The following is an 18,458-nucleotide window of genomic DNA, read 5'->3' as shown; positions in this document are numbered from 1 at the left end:
CCTTGCCTCCGTGTACGGTCGAGAGGTAACGCTGTTCGCGGCGGCCCGACGGCGGCTCGGTCTCGTCCTGATCTCGACCGTCGCAGGAGTCGGAGCCAGCATCACCGTCCTTGCGATCTCCGACACCACCTATACCTCGTCGACGCAGCTCTACGTGTCGGTCGTCCCCGAGGTCGCGGCGGACCGCAACGTCTTCGGCAGCTTGTCGTTCGTCGAGGGCAGGGCAGCCACCTATTCCAGCCTGGTGGACAACAAATCCTTCCAGGATGCGGTGGCCGCGGACGTGGGCGCGGCGGAGGCTGAGCTCGAGATCAGCGCGAACGTCGACCCGGACACCGCACTGCTGACACTCAATGCCACCGGCCCCACCCCCCAGCTCGCGCAGCAAGCGGCCGCCGCCGCGACGGCTCGCCTGGAGGCGGTCGCCCTCCCACTCGACGGAATCGTCGACACCGACGCGCCGCCAGGGACCCCGCCGATCGCGCCGGTGCGGCTGACGGTTTCCGAGTCGCCGAACCTGCCGAGCTCCCCCACCTCACCGGTCGTACCGCTGTTCCTCGCCGTGGGTTTGGCGGGCGGGATGGGGCTGGGGCTGGCTGCCGCATCACTGGCCGCTCGCGTCGACGACCGGCTGCGCAACCCCGACGACCTGGGTGACCTGGCAGATCGGGTCGGCCCGGTCTTCTGGTTGCCGCCCCGCCGGTGGGGGGGTGCCTCGTCCGGGCCGCGCCGTGAGGATTACCGGCTGCGGCTGGCGGCCCTGCACCACGAGTTCACCGTATTGCCCCGCTCACGCGGTGCAATCCTGATGCTCACCGCACCGACGCCATCGCACGCAGCCTCGGCGTCCCAGGTCGCCGAAGACCTCGCCGACACCCTGAGCGAGGGTGGACGTAGCATGGCTCTGGTCGTGATGCAGTCCCGCGGAGCCAGCCGCGCCGGGCCGGGACTCAGCGACCTGCTCGCCGGCACCCACCCAGTGACCGCAGTCACCAAACACAACAGCTCCGGCCGGGTGACGCTCGGTGCCGGTACCCAGCCGCTGCGGCTGAGCACCGCGTCCGACCGCGAAATCGCGGCCCTGCTGGGCGAACTCAATCAGCTCGCCGACGTCGTCATCATCGAAGCCCCGGACCTGTCCGCACCTGCCGGCGCCGCGGTGCTCGCCACGGTGGCCGACGCGGTGCTGGTCGTCGCCGCGCGCGGGGAGGCACGGGCCGAGGAGCTGCTGGACGCGCGCGCCACGATCGAGCGCTGGGATGCCTCATATCTCGGGGTCCTGTTGGCTCCCCGGGTGCGCACGCTGCTCGGACGGCTGCCCTGGCCGCACGACGCCCCGACATCCACCCCGGCCCGGCGCCAGGGTCGCTCCGCGCTGGCCGGCAGTAGCGGCGACTGACTTCATATCCTGTCGGGCGTCCGGCCGACGAGCGCGAAGTCGGCTCGACGCCAGACCGACTTCGGGCTACCGGCTCGCCCGCTCGTGGCCCAGCGAGACACCTGCAACCTCCTCCAACGCAGCGAGCACCTGGTCACCGAACGCCTCCGGGCTGAACCGGGTGGCGTGAGCCCTTATGCGGGCCGCATCAAAGTCTCGCTCGTCGAAGGCGGCCAGCACTGCGGCGAGCTGCGGCGCCGTGGCCGCGTCGACCAGTGGGCCGGTGATCTCCTCGTCGCAGCTGTCCAGGTAACCACCGGCCCGCAGCGCGATGCACGGTTTGCCGAAGACGAAACCTTCGATCGGAGTGAGACCGAAGTCCTCGTGGCCCATCGCGACCACCGCGCTGCAGTTCGCGTAGAGCCAGCGTAGAGCGCCGTCGCTGATGTCCCGGACGCCCAGGATGTGCTCGGGCCACGGCTTCGCGCGCTCCGGTAGCCCTCCCACCACCACCAACCGCCTGCCCGACAGCTCGGCGGCCTCGCACACCAGGGCGTTGTTCTTGTAGCCCCGGCGACGACCGACGGTGAGCAGGAAACCCGGCTCGACACCCGCGACGGGCTCGCGCGGTTCGCTGGGGTGTAAGCCGCTGGGTGGGTGGACCACCCGTGCCGCGATTCCGTAGACGTCCTGGATGCGCTCGGCAACCGAGCTGGAGTTGGCCAGGTAGGTGTTGGCTGAGCGGGCCGCCCTCCGGTCCCACGCCCGAAGCGGTGCAAGCATACGGCTGAGCACCACTCGCACAGGCCGCGGGAATCCGGCGAAGTAGTCGTCGGGCTGGTAGAGCCAGCGCGCCGGGTTGTGGCAGTAGACGACCTTCGCCCCGGAGCTGCGCAGCCCGTGCGCCCACCCCGATGAGCTGGCCAGTAGCACATCACGTGGCGCGGACCGCATCGAGAACATGGGCGCCAGCAGGGGGAACGCCCGGCGTGGGTCCGCGCGCAGCACGCGTAGCCGCGACAACCTGCTCGGCCGCACGTCCACCTCGGCGAAACCGGGAAACGTCCCGCTTGGTTCGTAGAAGCTGGTGAGCACCGGCGCTGAGGGGAACTGCCGGGCCAGCTCGAGCACCACCCGCTCGGCGCCACCGCGCTGGGTCAGGTAGTCGTGGGCCAGCACGACCCGCGGAGCCGGTCTCCGATCGCCCTGGCTCCGCATCCGCTACACGCCCTTCGCTGCGTTCTCGACCTCGCGCGCCGAGCTGCTGCCCGCGTCGAGGAGCGTTCCAGCGGATGCTACGGCCCCCGACGGTGACCCTCCCGGCAGCCGTCGCGGGAGATCGCAGCTCCACGCCTGCGTAACGAGTGCACCGGCCGCATCGAAAGAAGGAAGGAGAAGGGTGCGGCTGCAAGGCACGGGGAGCCGACGTGGGCGGCACCGGCACACTCGATCGCCGGGAGAAGCTTCCGATGAGCGCATCTCGTGAAGTCACGGACATGGCGAGCGCAAGCGCCAGGTTCACGCCGGCTCACCTGCCGCCGTATCGGGTGGCGAAGCACGCCGCGGTACCGGCGGGGATCTGGCAGCACCGCTTCGCTGCCGTCGTCCGAACCGCTGACCTGGTCCTGCTCGTCCTCGTCGTCGCCTGCGCAATGACTCTCGGGATCGGCGAGGGCGCCGAGGCCGTGCGCGCCAACGTCGCCTGCGGCGTTGTCGCATTGGCCCTCCTGCCCGTCAGCCTGACTCTCTGTCGGGTGTGGGACGAGCGGATCCTGGGAACCGGCAGCGAGGAGTTCAAACGCGTCTACCGCGCGGTGGCGGGCAGCGTCGTGATCCTCGGGCTGGCCGGATTGGCTTTCAAGATCGAATCTGTGCGCCCGTGGGTATTCGGCGTGCTGCCGCTGTACGGCGTGGTGTGCCTGATCTCGCGTCGAACCTTGCGCAAGATGCTGCACCGGCGGCGGGAGAGCAACCGGTGCATGCAGACGGTGCTCGCGGTGGGCAACCACGACGCCGTCCTCGACCTGGTCCGCCGCACTCGCCGTGACCTGCATTTCGGGTGGACGATCACCGCGATCTGCACGCCAACCGGAGCTGGACCCGGCGGCGCCGCCGAAATGGAGGGGGTGCCGGTTGTCGGCGATCTCGACGCGGTCGGTCGGTCGGTGCGCTCAGTGGGTTGCGACGTCGTGGCCGTCGGCCCGACGGCCGGATGGGGCCCCGCCCGGCTGCACCAGCTCGCGTGGCAGCTCGAGGGCACGCCCACAGAGGTGGTCGTCGACCCCGGGCTCATGGAGGTGGCGGGTCCGCGCCTGCACATCACGCCGGTCGACGGCCTGCCGCTGCTGCGCCTGACCCAGCCCCGGTTCAGTGGCGCCGGACGCCTGGTGAAGGCAACGATCGACCGCCTCGGCGCGGCGATCTTGTTGCTGTTGCTCGCCCCGATGCTGCTGGTCATTGTTGTCTGTGTGCGTCGCGACGGCGGGCCGGCGTTCTTCCGCCAGGAGCGGGTCGGGGCGAAAGGCCAGACCTTCCGCATGGTCAAGTTCCGCTCGATGGTGGTGGGCGCCGAAGCCAGGCTCGCCGACCTGGAGGTGCGGAACGAGGCCGCCGGTCCGATGTTCAAGATGCGAGCGGACCCACGAATCACACGGATCGGCGCGGTTCTGCGCAAGTACTCCCTCGACGAGCTACCACAGCTGTTCAACGTCCTGACCGGGTCGATGTCGCTGGTGGGGCCCCGGCCACCGCTGCCCCGGGAGGTCGCCGCGTACACCGCCGAGGCCCAACGCAGACTCCTCGTGCGTCCGGGCATGACCGGCTTGTGGCAGGTCAGCGGGCGCAGCGACCTCTCCTGGGACGAGACCGTGCGCCTGGACCTGCGCTATGTCGAGAACTGGTCAATCGCACTCGACGTCATGATCCTCTGGAAGACACTCGGGGCGGTCTGCCGTGGGGGCGGGGCCTACTGATCCCTGCGTCCCTTCGCGGAGGCGCGCAACGCCTCCACGGGCCGACCCACCGTTGCCTGATTGAGGGCGGGTGCTGGAGGAGACGGCAGACGGTTCGGCATTACTGCGCCGGTCCCTCACACATGCGCCGCCGTCGGGCCGCTCGGAGTCGCAAAGCCGGTCGCCGGAGTCTGGCTGCACGTGTCCCGAAGCCCCGGGATCCAGCCGCAGCACGGTTGGGTGCGCGTTGACCGGCACGGTGAAACGCGAGGCGTCACCCATACGGATGCGTTCGGGCTTCTCGGTGCCGTCGATACGGACGTAGCTGCCCCCGCTGATCTCGGGCACCGACACCGTGATCTGCGAGATCTTGTTGGGCAGATCACGACGCTCGTCGCGATCCCAGATCCGCTGCGCCATCCATAGCACGACATCGATCGAGCCGTCTGAGCGGATGTAGGGCTGGACACGCAGCTTGTCGCCTCCACCCTCGGCGGCCAGGCGGACAGTCTGCGGTTCGGCACCCGCCCCCCGCGAGTCGGTCATCGTCGCCAGCAGCGCCGCAAGCGACGCCCCGGCCGGTTTCAGACTGCCGTCGAAGCGATAGAGCCCGAAGTGCTCCTCCCGCTTGGTTTCGCTGGGATCGTCCCGGATGTTGATCAGCTCGTAGCTGTGGGTCAGCGCAATACCCCGGCGCTGATACTCCAGGAACATCTGCGGCAGGTAAGCGCCTTCTGCTCGCTCCGATGTCGGAAGGTGGCCACTCTTGGTCTTCACCGCATTGTGGAACCCGCCCTCGGTCACCACGGGCACGGCGCCCGGCGCGGCGTTGCGCACCCACTCCAGCGTCCGTCCGATCTCCTCCTCGGGCAGCAGTCCGGCCACGTAGGGGTGGATGTTGAACCTGTCGCTCACCCCGTCGTCGCCGTAAGCGGAGTAGTGCTCCTCCGTGGTGCGGCAGAAGGACGGCGTCGCCAGCGGCACTTCGCGTAGCTCGGGCAGCGAGTCCATCAGCTCGCGCATGTCGCGGGCCAGCTCGTGATAACCCTCGATCTCGCCGTCCTGCCAGCCGTCGCAGTCCGGTTCGTTGTCCGACTCGATCTGGCTCGCGGTGGCGGGCGCCTGCCCGGCGACCATTCGGATCTGGTCCTCCCACGGAATGTCCTCGCCGTCGTTGAGGACGTAGGAGACGCCGGCTCCGGGGCCGGCCTGCTCGACGAAGTCGGCGTAGAACTCCATCGACTGCGGAGTGATCGCGTCGCGGATGTGCCTGATGTTGAGTCGGTCGAGCATCTTCAGCAGGTCGTGCTCGCCGTAGGAGGTGTTGGAGTAGTGGTGGTGGGTCACCACGCCGACCGTGTCGACGAAGCCGTCTGCGGGAGGCGCCAGGTAGGTCTGCCACCCGTGTTCCGAAGCGGATGCGACATCCGAGATGAATGCGGCCTCCGGCGCGGATGGGTGTTGTTGGTCGTGCCCGAGCACAGGCGCGGCCGCGAGCAGGCAGGCCGCCGTCAGCCATGCCGGGATCGGCCAGAGTGCCTGATGCCGGCGAGGCCGGAAGGGCAGCCTGGGACCCATCTGATGGTCACCGCCTCGTGGACGTCTCGGTCGCGGGGACGAGGTTCAGCGTCGCGAGTTAACCTCTGACGACGCCGTCCGCGGGGCCGATCCGCACAACTCGTAGCCGAACGTGTGTGCCCGGTTTGTGGGCTTCACGCCGGATACATTGCACGTAGGCGTCCTCACCGGCCCCGCTACGACGCCCGCGGCGACGAGCGGATCCCGTCACCGGATCCGCTTGCCCGCAGCACAATTTCACTTCTGCGAATCGCCGCATGGCTCGTCCATCGCGGCTGCGGCCGTGTCATCCGTTGCGATCACTGCCCGGCTCGTCGTCCCGGCGTCCCTCGCGGGGCAGGACGTTGCGGTAGCGTCGCGACGTCCACCCGATCTCGACCCGGGAGGCCTCTGATGATCAGATCGATCTGTCGTGGCTCCCGCGCGTCGAGAGCCGCCGGCCGCCAGCAGGTGTATCGGTGACCCAGCGTGATTCCCGCTCCCCCTGCTTCGGTGTTGAGAAGCCGGCGACCCCGATCCCGGTGGCTCCTGAGGCTGCAACCGCGCCGGCGCCCTCGGCCGACCACCCGTCCGATGCCGTTTCCAGCAGCACGGCGCCGCAATCGTCCCCTGACGACCCCGCGACCACGCCGATACCGCGACCAGGCAATCCGGCCAGACCCAACCCGGGAACCGCCGATACCCGTGGTCACGCCGATCCCGAGCCCACCGGGAACGCGGGGCCGGCGGCCGAGCCCGACTTCGACGGGAAGCTCCATCTCGATACCGGCGGCGAGCCCAATCCAAACGACCAGTCCAATCACCAGGACAACCCGACCGCTCGGCTCGACGTGTCGACCGTGGGCACGGATGCCCTGAGCGACGATCTGGCGACCGACAGGCTCTCCCTGGCCGAGATCAAGCAGGCGCGGGTGAAGTCGGGCGCGCAGCGGCGCAACGTGCGGCGGAATGCGCTGCAGCTCGTCGTCGCGGGCGGGGTCCTGCCTCTGGTATCGCTCGCCACCGGACCGCTTCTAGCCGCCTTCCTTGGTCCGGAGGGCCGCGGGTATCTCTCGGCGATCCTCGCCGCGGTGTTGCTGATGCCCTTCGTACTGGCAATCGGCCTAACCGATGCGGCGACCTACCTCGTCGCCCGGCGCAGGCAACACGTCTCCACGGTCGCGTTCACCCTCGGATCGAGCCAGGCCGTGACCGGTCTGCTCGGTGCGGGGATGTTGTGGGTGCTGGCGCCGTACATCATGGGTGACTACGAGCCGGGGGTGCTGCTCCTGCGGCTGGCCGCCCTGACGCTGATCCCGACGATGGCCCTGCGGGCGGTGAGTGGAGCCCGTATGGGGGAGGGCCGCTACGACTTGCTCGTGCGGGAGCGGTGGATGGTGGGACTTGGCAGGCTCGTGCTGCTGGTCCTGCTGGCCATCGGTGGCGTCCTGACCGTTGCCACCGCCACGTTTGCACAGGTGGGCATGCTCGTGGCCGCCCAGCTGGTGCTTCTCACCGGGCTGTCCCGCCCCAGGCTGCAGTGGCGCCGGTTGCGTGCGCTCGGTGGCGCCGCCTACGCCTACGGCTTCCGGTCCTGGGGCGGCGAGCTGTCGAACGTCCTCATCTGGCGTCTCGACCAGGTGGTGCTGCTTCCGCTGGCCGGCGCCGCGCAGCTGGGCTATTACGCCGTGGCCGTTTCGCTGGCCGAGGTGCCCCGAATGCTGGTAAGCGATCTGCGCGCCATTCTGCTCTCCGAAGTGGCGGCCACCCGTGACACCCAGGCGGCGGCACGCGCCTGCCGGATGTCCGTGATCGCCCTGACCGTGCCAGTGCTCGCGTTCATGGTGGTCACCCCGTTCGTCCTCCCGCTGCTGTTCACCGAGGCGTTCCGGCCCGCCGTGCCGATGGCCGAGGTGCTGTTACTCGGCACGATTCCCAGCGGCGTCAACATCTTCATCGCCGGATCGATCAGCGCCCTCGGCAGGCCGGGGATCCAGTCGTGGGCTTGCGCCATCGGGGTCGTTGTGGTCGTGACAGGACTGATCGTGCTCGCTCCGCTGCTCGGTGGAATGGGCGCGGCCTGGACCACTCTCGCCGCCGCCGTGGCGGTCAACGGGGTGCTGGCCTACGCGTTCTGGCGGACCACCGGCGTCGGGCCGACCACGCTGCTGCTACCCCGACCCGCCGACCTGCGCGCGCTGGTCGGCACGGTCCGCAGGCGTGGCAAGAAGTAATGAGTGTCGTCGTCCGCGAAGCTGAGAACGTCACTGGTTCATCTGGTGTAGCGCGGCGCCGACCTGCCCGGCGGACCGCGCTCGCCATCGCGTGATACTGCTCGTTCAGCGCAGCGCCGTATCTGCTGCTCTCAGGTTCGCCTGATCCACGTGGTGTAGCTCGTAGCGTGCGCCGCCATGTCCAGGCTTTCCGCTCCCCGGCATAGCGTCCACCCGCGTCACCGCCGTGCCGACAGGGCGCCTCGAGTCTCGGCGCCACGACGTGGCGCGACCCGCGGTGCGCGCGGCCGCCCTGTGCGGGTGGCGCTGCTCGCCACCGTGGTTCCGGCGGTATTGATCAGCGCGAACGCCAGCACAATGGATGCCGCCGTGCCCGCTTCGGCCGAAGATAGCTCGCAGGGCGCCCCGCCATCGGCCAACACGTCTCAAGACGACGCGGCCCAGACTCAGCCGACCGTGCGACTCGGTGAAGCGACGCCGCCCGCGGCGCGGCCAGACCACGCGGACCCAGACGAGCAGCAGACCGACCACGCGACGTGGCCCGAGTACCACGCGAAACCGGCCGACGCGGTCGTTGACACGATCGGAGTAGCGATGCACCACCACTACTCCGACACCGCGTATGGCGAGCACGATCTGCTGGCGATGCTGGAGCGTCTCGGCGTGCGCCACATCCGCGATGCAGTCACCCCGCAGTCAATGGAGTTCTACAAGCAGTTCGTCGAGCAGGTAGGCCCCGGCGCTGGGGTCTCCTACATTCTCAACGACGGCGAACCGATGAGCGTGCAGGACCAGCTCCGGCTGATTGCCGAGCAGGCTCCCGGCACCGCGAGTCAGATCGAGTCCGACAACGAGCCCGACTGCGACGGCTGGGGTGCCGGCGAGGTGGAGAGCTACCACGACCTCGCCCGAGACCTACGCGCGCAGATGGACTCGCTGCCCGAGCTGCACGATGTACCGCTGACCACGCCGTCCTTCTGTCGCAACAACAAGTCTTCCTTCACCACCTATGGGGACGATGGCGTCAGCGAGCGGTTCAACATGCACCCCTACACCGGCGGCGAGCTGCCCGAGAAGAAGATCGCCGAGCTGCTCGCAGCAGCTCGCGAGGCGGCTCCTGACGCAACCCCGGTGATCACTGAAGGCGGCTTCCACGGCGCCGTGAACAAGGACAACGAGCACAAGCCCACATCCGAGATGGCCCAGTCGGCGTACCTACCACAGATGTTCCTTGAGTACGCCGCCCAGGGCATCGCGCTTACCCACGCCTATGAGCTGATCGACCAGCACGACGACCCCGGCCGCACCCAGCGGGAGCACAACTTCGGGTTGTTCCGGGCCGACGGCTCGATCAAACCCAGTGGAGCGTCTCTCGCCGCGCTGACCTCGGCCCTGAGGGACGAGGGAGGGCCTGCACAGGCCACATGAGTGCGGATGGTCGTCTCCGGCGCAGGGAAGGAGCTGCGGGTGCAGGCGTTCACACGCTCGGACGGCAGCGTTGACGTCGCGCTCTGGCGGGCGCAGGAGATCTGGGACCCGGAGGTCCGCGAGGACCTGCCCAACCCCGATGCCGACGTGACGGTAGCCGTACCAGACGTGACGTCCGGGTCGTATGTCCGGATCGATGGCCGTGAACTTCCCGAGCGGATCATGCTGGCCGAGGATGACAGTTTCACCGTGCCGGTCAGCGCGCACCCGACGATCCTTCGGATCGGCTGAGCCGGACCCGCCCGGCCTGGGCCGGACACCCGGGTGATGGGATGCTGAGGCCACGTGGGGTGATGCGAGGAATGAGGCGGTGCCATGTTCGCTCGACGGATATCCGTCATCGGAACCGGTTATGTGGGCTTGACTACCGGTGCCTGTCTGGCATCGCTCGGCCACTTGGTGACCTGCGGCGACATCGACGCCGAGAAGGTTGAGCGGCTGCGCCGCGGTGAGGTCGACATCCTGGAACCCGGGCTGGCTGAGCTGGTCGGTGAGGGTATCGCGGCCGGCCGGTTGAACTTCGTGGTCGGCGCGGCGAACGCCGTACAGGGGCCGGATGGCGACGCCGAGGTCGTCTTCCTCTGTGTGCCCACCCCGATGGGCGTCGGGGGCGTCGCCGACCTCAGTGCGGTACGCGCCGTCGCCCGCGAGATCTCGTCGCTGCTCGCTCCAGGGTGCGTGGTGGTCAACAAGTCGACGGTGCCCGTGGGAACCACGCGGCACACCAGCGAGCTGCTCGGGCGCGACGACGTCGCCGTGGTCAGCAACCCGGAGTTCCTACGCGAGGGTTCCGCGGTGCAGGATTTCCTCAACCCGGATCGCATCGTCGTCGGGTGCGAGCAGCAGGACGCCGCCGAGCGCGTCGCGGCACTGTACTCGCGTTTGGGCGCGTCGACCGTGCTGACCGACTCGGCGAGCGCCGAAATGGTCAAGTACGCCGCCAACTGCTTTCTGGCGATGAAACTGTCCTACGTGAACTCCCTTGCCGAATTGTGCGAACGGCTCGGGGCCGACATCGGTGACGTCACCGAGGGAATGGGCTACGACCGCCGCATCGGCCAATCGTTCCTGTCTCCCGGCCCCGGCTGGGGCGGATCCTGTCTGCCCAAGGACACCGAAGCGATGCTGCAGGTGTCGGACTCGGCCGACTTCGAGTTCCGGCTGCTGCGAGCCACCATCGATACCAACACCCGGCAGCGTCAGCGCATGGTCGACAAGGTCCGGGTGGCGGTGACCGGCTCGCGCACCGGTTCGCTCTCGGGCCGCCGGATCGGGGTGCTGGGTCTGACGTTCAAAGCGGGCACCGACGACATCCGCGACTCGCCGTCGATTGCGGTGGCCGCCCTGCTCCGTCAGGCGGGCGCCGAGCTGGCCGCCTACGACCCGTCAGTACCGACTGGATCAACCCACGGTGGCCTCGCCGGGATCGACGTCGTCGACAGCGCCGTCGCCGCAGCGAAGGGCGCCGAGGCGCTGGTCATCCTCACCGAGTGGCCGGAGTTCCGTTTACTGGACTGGTCCGCGCTTGCCGAGGCGACCTCGCGTGCCATCGTCATCGACACTCGCAACCTGCTCGACCCCGACGTGCTGCGCCGCGCCGGCTTCACGTGCTACTCCCTCGGCCGCCGCTGACCGACCGAGGAGTGCTGGCGCCGTAGGCGCGGGTCGGCATGCGCCATCGCATTCAAATCGTTTCCGTCCCCACGGGAATCGGGCCGCGGCGCTCATCCGACGCCTCGCCGCCCGGAACGACAGGCCCTTGCCGATGCCTGGGGGAATCCTCCTTCTGCCGAGGGGCCGCCGCGCGCCGGGGTAGGACGATGAGGCGCCGTTCGTCAGCTGCCCAGACGCACCCCAGCGAGCACCGCGCGGTGGTCGGTGCCCGCGACGTCGACGACGTCGAACCGGGTTGTGACCGTGCGCGGCGGGACCAGCACGTGGTCGATCTGGATGCCGAGCCACCGCGGCAGCGCCGACGGGTAGGTGGCGACCAGGCCCTGCCCGCTACCGGCCGCGGCGCTGCGGCACCCGGCCATCGCGGCGCGGAACACGCTGTGGTCGAGGGTGGAGTTGAAGTCGCCCGCGACGATCGGCGCGATCGGGGCCCGGCACCACTGCGCGATCAGCGCGAGGTCCTTGCGCCAGAGCGCGGTGCGCCGCGGTCCCATCGGGGCGGTGGGGTGGACGGCGTAGAGGGTGCGCCTGCCGAGGATGCCGCCCGTCACCTCCAGGTGCGGGTACCGCATCCCGGTGCCGATGCGAACGCGGACGTCGCCGGCCCGGCCGCCGGCCAGCAGGGTGACGCTGTGCCCGTCCCTGACGCCGGGCTCGGTCGACGTCCACGCCCGGTAGCCCAGCACCTCGACGAGCGGCAGGAGCTTGTCGCGGAAGTCGCACCCGGCTTCGGGGAGCACCACGAAATCGGGGACCTCCCGCTCGATGACGGTGGCCAGCTCGCCGGTGTCGGCCCGCCCGTGGAGCGCGTTGAGCGAGAGGATCCTGAGGTCTTCCGGGCCCTGCTCGGGCGCTCGCCGCGTGATCGCCCGGCCGGCGACCGCGGCGGCCCCGCCCAGCCCCACGGCTCCCACCAGTGCGGCCCCGGGACGCGAACGCCGCCTCGTCGCGAGGAACGCGGCGGCGGCCAACGTGGCCGCGGTGGTGTGCGGGCGCCAGGCCACGACGTCGACGCCGGGGAACCGGTGGTCGAGGCGCAGCCGATCGGGCACGACGAGAGCCGCTGCCATGCCGCCCAGCGCCGCCGCAGCCCCGAGCCGACGACAACGGGCCGCGGTGCGGCGTGCAGACATCGGTGGTGATCCTTCCCCTGGCTTCGCCCGGCCAACGGACGGGGCATCGGATCGGTTCCGACAGCCGGTTTCTCGCTGCAGGAGTGTCGAAACCAGCTCCTCGGTCTCGACACTCCACCGTAGGCACCAGAGAGGACACCATGATGAGCCAGAACGACCCGCAGGCCTTGAACCACGACTTCACCGCCGTGCTGCAGAAGAGCCCGAACCCGGGCGGCTGGACCTACGTGGTGATGCCCGGCTCCGCCGAGTTCTTCGGCACCCGCGGCCTGGTCAAGGTGCGCGGCACCATCGACGGCCACCCCTTCCAGAGCTCGTTCGTGGCCCTCGGGGACGGCACCCACAAGCTGCCGGTGAAGGCCGACGTCCGCAAGGTCATCGGCAAGAACGCCGGCGCGACCGTCACCGTCCACCTGGCCGAGCGGCTCACTTAGCGTCGCGGCGGGGCACGCGAGTGGGGGAAGGACCGCACTGCGCCTCGAACGCCCGGCGTGCGTACTCGTGGATCGTGCACGGCCACGCGTGCCGGCCGGATTGAGCGCCACCGGAACAGACCAGGCAACGGCCGGTCCCGTCGTCGACGTGCTGTTCGAGGAGCCGGTCGACCATGCCGGGCTGCGACACGATCAGTGCGACGAGCGGGTTCATCTCACCTGCCTCGTCCTCGTCCCGATCGCGATCGCCAGCGGGCCCGCTGGAACTCGAGGTACTCGCGACAGGTCACCCGCTCCAACCGGGCTCCGAGCCGGCGACGGCGCCGCTCACGCCAGAACCGGCGGACGACCGGCCAGAGGGATTCGTACGTCGAGGTCACAGCCGCTCCATCCGTGAGGTGGACGCCGGTCGCCGCGAGCGCATCGGGCTGGCAGTTCCCCGCGCCGACCGGCCGTTCGAGTGCGGGTTCGGTCCCGCAGATCACCAAATGCTCGGCGTCCAGGCCCGGGCCGGGAACGAGCTGCTGTGGAACGCCTGTGGCACTTGCGCCGCACCCGCTCGACTGGACCTGGGAGTATCAGAGGAGATGTGATGCTCAGCTGGCGACGATCAGCTGAGGCAGGTACGAGGGGGAAGGCGCCGTTCAACCATGACTGCGGTCCGGCGCTGGACCGGGCGCGAGGCCCGCGCACTCCGGATCGCGCTCCGGCTCAGCGTGCGCGCCTTCGCCGAGCACCTCGGTGTCGCGGCGCGCACGGTGTCGAAGTGGGAGGCCGGTGGCGTCGTCACGGTGCCGCGCCCGGACACCCAGGCCATCCTCGACACGGCACTCAGCCGGGCCGATCCGGCGACCCAGCAGCGGTTCGTCCTGCTCTCTCGCGCCGGCGATCACCCTGGTCGAGACGACCGCGAGCGCGTGTTCGCCCGTCCGAGCAGCTCCAGTTTCGGGCTGCCGCTGGGCTCCGCGGACCACATCGCAGAACTCCTGGTGCACCTGCGCGAGCAATGGCACGCGCTGGTTCGAACCGACAACCTGCTCGGGCCGCGATTCGCCCTGGCCGGCGTCCTGGACCAGATCTCCGTCATCGAGGAACTCCTGCCCATTACGTCCGGCACGCACCGCGCGGAGCTGGTGAGGCTGGCCGCGACGTATGCCGAATCGGCAGCCTGGCTGCACGAGGACGCCGGCCAAATGCCTGCGGCGGCACAGTGGGTGAGCTCGGCGATGGAGTGGGCGCACGAGGCCGGCGACCGGAGGCTCCTCGCGTGGACGTTGTTCCGCCGCAGCCAGCACGCTGCTCGGGAACGTGACGCGCAGGGGACGCTGAGCCTGGCGCGCGCCGCGGCGCGGGACGGTGACCAGCTACCCGACCCGATGCGTGCCGCAATCGTCCACCAGGAAGCCCATAGATACGCCCTGGAAGGAGACGAGCTGATGACCCACCGCGCACTGGACCGCGCACTCGGGTGGGCAGCGCCAGACACCGCAGGCGACGCCCGCAGCGGCCACGGTTCCTTCTGCACCGGCCCGTACCTGGAGCTGCAGCGCGCTGCGTGCTGGGCGACGCTCGGCAGGCCGAAACAGGCCATTCAGCTCTTCGAGGTCGTGCTGCCCACCCTCCCTGCGGTGTACCGCCGGGACCGCGGCGTCGCCTGCGGTCAACTGGCACAGGCGTACGCGGCCACGGGCGAGGTCGACTCCGCCGCGCAGGTCGGACGCGAGGCGCTTGCGATTGCCCGCAGCTCCGGTTCCCTGCAGACCGAGCAAATGGTGAGCCGCCTCGGCCGGTTCCTCGCGCGGCACCAACGGGTCCCCGCGGTCGGAGCGCTGCTCAACGAGCTGGGCGCTCCCGCATGAGCGTCAGCGGCACCGAGGCCGACGCGATGCGGCGCGCCATCACCATCTCCGCTCTCGGCCTCGGGTCGACCAGCCCCAACCCGCCCGTCGGTTGCGTCATCCTCGATCGTGCCGGACGTCCTGTTGGCGAGGGCTACCACCGACGCAAAGGCGAACCGCACGCCGAGGTGAAGGCCCTGACGGCGGCCGGAGCGCGAGCCGCCGGCGGAACAGCCGTGGTCACCCTCGAACCGTGCAACCACCACGGGCGCACTCCCCCGTGCCATCAGGCCCTCATCGACGCCAGTGTGTCGCGGGTGTTGATCGCGGTCATCGACCCGACCTCGAGGGGCGAGGGCGGCGCCGCCCGGCTCCGGCAGGCCGGCATCGAGGTCGAGGTCGGAGTCCTTGCCGACGAGGCATTAGTCGTCCTCGGACCGTGGCTGCAAGCGCTGAAGTCCGGGCGTCCGTTCGTTGTGTGGGCGTATGAAGCCAGAGCGGACGGGCCACGTGCACTCCCCGCCGAAGTACTCGCTCACGCCGGACTCCGATTCGGTGTCGACGCTGTGTTGCGCGCGGACGGCCGTATCGAGGAAGGACGCCCCGGTGTTCACGGGGCCGACTCGTTCGCCCTCCCCGACTCGGTCCTCACCGCCGAGCCGGCCGATGCCCTGGCCGAGCTGTACGCGGGAGGCGTCCGGTCCCTCCTCCTCAACGGCGGACCCGAGTTCGCTGAACAGTTCCTCGCCCGGCAGCTCGTCGATGACCTCGCTGTGTTCCTCGGCGCACCCGCGGACCGGCCGGTTCCACCGTTGCCGTCGACCACCGGGACACGCGACGTTATGCCGAGGGCGTTCCGGATCCGTTCAGTGACCAGGCTCGGCACGGGCGCACTGCTTCGCGCCGAACGGGACAAAGTCCGTTAGCCCTCACGCTTCCTTCACGAGCGGCGCACGACTGTGTGCACGAGGAGCAGTACAGCTAGCCCGCCCCGTCGGTAACGCCCTGGTCCGGCTCCGGCGGGTTCGGAACCGTCGTCGATGCCGGTTGCGTGACCGCGGGAGGCTCGGCCGTCACGGGGGCGCCCTCCGTGGCCGGTTCCGGCGCGGTCGTCGTCGGATCCACGGTCGCGAGTGGCGTCGGCTCAGGCTCGGCCGCAACCGGTGCCGCCGCGCATCGAACGGCCTGTTCCTGCGGTCCCGCATCACAGGTTGCCTCCGCGGGCCCGCCGTCGAAGCGGTCCGGGCCGTCGCCGCCGGTCAGGTCGTCGAGGTCGGCGCCGCCGTCGAGGAGATCGTCGCCGTCACCCCCCGTCAGCACGTCGGTACCGGCCTCGCCCACCACGACGTCGTTACCCGCGCCGCCGGACAGCCGGTCGGCTCCCGCGCCGCCGACGACGCAGTCGCCCTCCGCCGAGCCGGCCACCGTGTCGTCGCCGTCGGTGCCGAGGACGAGGAACGGCCCCGGTTCCGCCCTCGCGTCCCAGACCGGGTCGGCGGGGTCGAGCACGATCACGTCGACGAAGTCGGCGGCGACCATCCCGGCGTCACGGCACGCCGCAGGGACGTCGACCGGCACCTCGTCGACCTCGGGCACCGGCGGCACGACGGCCGTGGGACTCGGCAAAACCTGGGCTTCCGGGGCCGTGACGGCGCGCCCGGACGGTGGACCGGGCGGCGCGGGCGCGGCGGGCAGGACGGGCACGTCGGCGCCGGGCGGTCCGGTCCGTGGCGAGGCGCGGACGCTCATCCGGCCCTCGGCGCGGTCGGCGAAGCCACCGGTCGCGACGATCTCGACGACGGCGTCCTCCGCGAACGGGACCTCGGCCGGCGTGGCCCCGACCCGGGCGACCGTCACGGCGAACCGCGGGCTCGTCGCCGGCTCGACGCGGGCGAGCGACAGCTCGTGGCCGTTGTAGAGGTCGCAGAAGGCCAGCGGCGGTCCGGCGTCGACCGTGACGGTGACCTCCCGGTTCGGCTGCGGCCGCCACTGCCCGTCCTGCTGCCGGCACAACGCCGAACGGCCCGCCGGCCCGACCGCGAGAGTCAGGTCTGCGGGAACGGTCCCGAGGTACTCGACGGTGAGTTCGACGGTCTGCGGCCTGCCGGTCTCGAGGCCGTCGTAGACGAGCTCAGGCGCGGCGCCGTCGCGGCCGAGCACGACCTCCGCGGCCCCGACGACGGACGGCGTGGCGGGGTCGGTGTCCGACAGGGCCGCGGCCGTGCCGCCCACCGCGCGACGGCCAGTACCCCACCGGCAACCACCACCAGGGTGCAGATCGCGAATGCCGCCGCGACCCGGCGGCTCGTTCTGGGCCTGTTCACGGAAATGCGCTCAGCCGATCTGTTCGAGCCGGAAACCCAGCCGGAACGTCGAGGAATCGCCCTGTGCCAGGTTGTTCTCGGGGACGAGCGGGAAATGGACGTCCACGCGGACGCACCGCGCCTCGCCGGGGGCGAGGACGAGCGGGTCGCCCGCCCCGCCGGGGAGGATGTCGCGGTAGTCGCGCTCGGCGGTCGCGGGGTACTGCCGGGGCGGCGGCACCACGCCGGGTTCGCCCGCGCAGTCCGCGCCGGGCATCAGCGAGAACGACACGAGCAACTGGTCACCGAGCTCGCCCTGGTCGTCGCCGTCGCCGCAGGACCGGTCCCCTGCGGTCCGCTCCGGGGCGTTGCACGCGTTCTCGCGCTCGGCCACACCGCTCGTCGCCCACTTCGCGCGCCCGGGCAGGCTTCCGTCGTTCGTGAGCCGGATGAAGTAGTGGTGCGCCGACGGGCGGTAGGTGCCTGCGACCGGGGCGGCCTCCGGGGAGAGGTTCGCGAACGTGACCGGCTCGGTCTCGGCGCCGTCGGCCGTGGTGAGCCGCAGGTCCAGGGTGCCGGCCCGGACGAGTACCTGCGGCGCCTGCTCGGTGTCGACGAACCCTGCGTACGTGCCGGTCGCCCCCATTCCGAGCGCCGCGCAGCCGAGCAGGCCGAGCCCGCCGGCCAGCAGCTTCTTGCGCATCGTGTCTCCTCGCACGGGAACGGAGCGGCGGACGATGTGCCCGCCGCCCCGCGGGATCAGGAGCCGGCCTGCTCGAGGATCGCCTCGATGGCGACGACCGCCGAGTCGCTCTGGATCTCGTTGCCGACCGTGTCGGGAATCGCGAACGTCAGCGTGTACGACTGCGCGCCACCCTCGGCCGCGAGCGGGATGCCGCCGAGACCCTCGTCGTCGAGCTGCGCCAGCGTGTAGGTGCCGGCGCCGGGGACGCTAACGGTGATCGCCTCGGCGAGGTCGCCGTTGGTGGAGCAGCGGCCGTCCGTCTCCTCGGGCTCGGTGCAGGTGTTGTCGCTGCCCGTCACGTCGACGGTGAACTTCAGGACGCCGTCGATCGTGCCGACGTTGTCGATCGACACGACGTGCTCCTCCGACCAGCCCGGCGCGAGGTCGGCGAACTGGAGCGTGCCGGCGTCGCCGAAGCCGCCGACCTCGAGGTCGAGGGAGCCGGCGGCGAAGGTGGCCTGCGTGTCCTCGGTGTCGGTGAAGGCCGCATAGGTGCCCGCACCCAGCGCGACGACGGCGGCGGCGACGGCGGCGACTCCGATACCTGCGGCCGCCTTCTTGTTGTTCTGCAGAACGCTCACGGGTGTTTCTCCAGGGAGGGTTATTCAGCGAAGCGTTTCGTTACGGTTCTGAGATCAACTTGCGCGTGTCGACAAGCGAGTGACGGTCCGATTCACGCGAGAATGGGTTTGCCAACACAAGCCCACGTGAACGGACCGTCGC

16 protein-coding genes are annotated in these 18,458 nt (G+C 70.3%); 9 read left to right on the top strand and 7 right to left on the bottom strand.

The annotated features are described in order from the left end of the window. Positions 1-10: 10 nt before the first annotated feature. On the top strand, positions 11-1,399 hold the full coding sequence (locus tag KME75_RS10360; RefSeq protein WP_219414377.1) for a hypothetical protein: 1,389 nt from the start codon (positions 11-13) through the stop codon (positions 1,397-1,399). A 66-nt stretch (positions 1,400-1,465) separates the two neighbouring features. On the opposite strand, the gene KME75_RS10355 is transcribed toward KME75_RS10360, so the two are convergent. Next, positions 1,466-2,596 carry a glycosyltransferase gene (locus KME75_RS10355; protein ID WP_219414376.1) on the bottom strand — a complete coding sequence of 377 codons (1,131 nt, stop codon included), beginning with the start codon at positions 2,594-2,596 and terminating at the stop codon, positions 1,466-1,468. Between the two features lie 209 nt (positions 2,597-2,805). Between KME75_RS10355 and KME75_RS10350 the strand changes: the two genes are divergently transcribed. Further along, positions 2,806-4,350, top strand: coding sequence for a sugar transferase (locus tag KME75_RS10350; RefSeq protein ID WP_308282680.1), 1,545 nt, complete (start codon positions 2,806-2,808; stop codon positions 4,348-4,350). Here KME75_RS10350 and KME75_RS10345 read toward each other — a convergent pair. Next, a complete protein-coding gene (locus tag KME75_RS10345; RefSeq protein ID WP_219414375.1) occupies positions 4,279-5,907 on the bottom strand; it encodes a hypothetical protein in 1,629 nt (542 codons plus the stop codon). The two genes, KME75_RS10350 and KME75_RS10345, sit on opposite strands and share 72 nt — an antisense overlap. A gap of 458 nt (positions 5,908-6,365) precedes the next feature. On the opposite strand from KME75_RS10345, the gene KME75_RS10340 reads away from it, so the two are divergent. The 4 genes from KME75_RS10340 (at position 6,366) to KME75_RS10325 (ending at position 11,240) form a co-directional block, all read left to right on the top strand. Next, positions 6,366-8,120 (top strand): lipopolysaccharide biosynthesis protein, encoded by a 1,755-nt coding sequence (locus tag KME75_RS10340; RefSeq protein ID WP_219414374.1) that lies wholly within the window; start codon positions 6,366-6,368, stop codon positions 8,118-8,120. Between the two features lie 300 nt (positions 8,121-8,420). After that, positions 8,421-9,548 (top strand): hypothetical protein, encoded by a 1,128-nt coding sequence (locus KME75_RS10335; protein ID WP_219414373.1) that lies wholly within the window; start codon positions 8,421-8,423, stop codon positions 9,546-9,548. Between the two features lie 6 nt (positions 9,549-9,554). Then, a complete protein-coding gene (locus tag KME75_RS10330; protein WP_219414372.1) occupies positions 9,555-9,839 on the top strand; it encodes a hypothetical protein in 285 nt (94 codons plus the stop codon). A gap of 84 nt (positions 9,840-9,923) precedes the next feature. Continuing rightward, a complete protein-coding gene (locus KME75_RS10325) occupies positions 9,924-11,240 on the top strand; it encodes a UDP-glucose dehydrogenase family protein (RefSeq protein ID WP_219414371.1) in 1,317 nt (438 codons plus the stop codon). Between the two features lie 203 nt (positions 11,241-11,443). On the opposite strand, the gene KME75_RS10320 is transcribed toward KME75_RS10325, so the two are convergent. Continuing rightward, positions 11,444-12,415: an endonuclease/exonuclease/phosphatase family protein gene (locus KME75_RS10320; RefSeq protein WP_219414370.1), complete on the bottom strand. Its 972-nt coding sequence runs from the start codon at positions 12,413-12,415 to the stop codon at positions 11,444-11,446. 140 nt (positions 12,416-12,555) lie between these two features. Here KME75_RS10320 and KME75_RS10315 point away from each other — a divergent pair, with 140 nt between their 5' ends. Then, entirely contained in the window at positions 12,556-12,849 is a 294-nt protein-coding gene (locus tag KME75_RS10315; RefSeq protein WP_372452579.1) for a DUF1905 domain-containing protein, read from the top strand. Here KME75_RS10315 and KME75_RS10310 read toward each other — a convergent pair. Next, entirely contained in the window at positions 12,842-13,063 is a 222-nt protein-coding gene (locus tag KME75_RS10310; RefSeq protein ID WP_219414369.1) for a hypothetical protein, read from the bottom strand. The two genes, KME75_RS10315 and KME75_RS10310, sit on opposite strands and share 8 nt — an antisense overlap. A gap of 436 nt (positions 13,064-13,499) precedes the next feature. Between KME75_RS10310 and KME75_RS10305 the strand changes: the two genes are divergently transcribed. Beyond that, positions 13,500-14,708, top strand: a complete 1,209-nt coding sequence (locus KME75_RS10305) for a helix-turn-helix domain-containing protein (RefSeq protein WP_219414368.1) — start codon at positions 13,500-13,502, stop codon at positions 14,706-14,708. Continuing rightward, positions 14,705-15,613, top strand: coding sequence for a bifunctional diaminohydroxyphosphoribosylaminopyrimidine deaminase/5-amino-6-(5-phosphoribosylamino)uracil reductase RibD (gene ribD, locus KME75_RS10300; RefSeq protein WP_219414367.1), 909 nt, complete (start codon positions 14,705-14,707; stop codon positions 15,611-15,613). Before KME75_RS10305 ends, ribD begins: the two co-directional genes overlap by 4 nt. A 55-nt stretch (positions 15,614-15,668) precedes the next feature. Here ribD and KME75_RS45760 read toward each other — a convergent pair whose 3' ends face one another. The 3 genes from KME75_RS45760 to KME75_RS10285 all read right to left on the bottom strand — a co-directional run bounded on the left by KME75_RS45760 (position 15,669) and on the right by KME75_RS10285 (position 18,316). Further along, positions 15,669-16,919 (bottom strand): calcium-binding protein, encoded by a 1,251-nt coding sequence (locus KME75_RS45760; RefSeq protein WP_219414366.1) that lies wholly within the window; start codon positions 16,917-16,919, stop codon positions 15,669-15,671. A 102-nt stretch (positions 16,920-17,021) separates the two neighbouring features. Further along, positions 17,022-17,693, bottom strand: coding sequence for a hypothetical protein (locus tag KME75_RS10290; RefSeq protein ID WP_219414365.1), 672 nt, complete (start codon positions 17,691-17,693; stop codon positions 17,022-17,024). A 56-nt stretch (positions 17,694-17,749) separates the two neighbouring features. Beyond that, the gene (locus tag KME75_RS10285) at positions 17,750-18,316 is read right to left on the bottom strand and encodes a TasA family protein (RefSeq protein ID WP_219414364.1); all 567 of its coding nucleotides are present in this window, start codon (positions 18,314-18,316) and stop codon (positions 17,750-17,752) included. Positions 18,317-18,458: the final 142 nt, after the last annotated feature.

The sequence above is a fragment of the Pseudonocardia nigra genome (assembly GCF_019396355.1).
Classification (GTDB): Bacteria; Actinomycetota; Actinomycetes; order Mycobacteriales; family Pseudonocardiaceae; genus Pseudonocardia; species Pseudonocardia nigra.
Note: the sequence above shows the minus strand (reverse complement) of the source record. Positions and strands in the feature narration are given on the sequence as shown.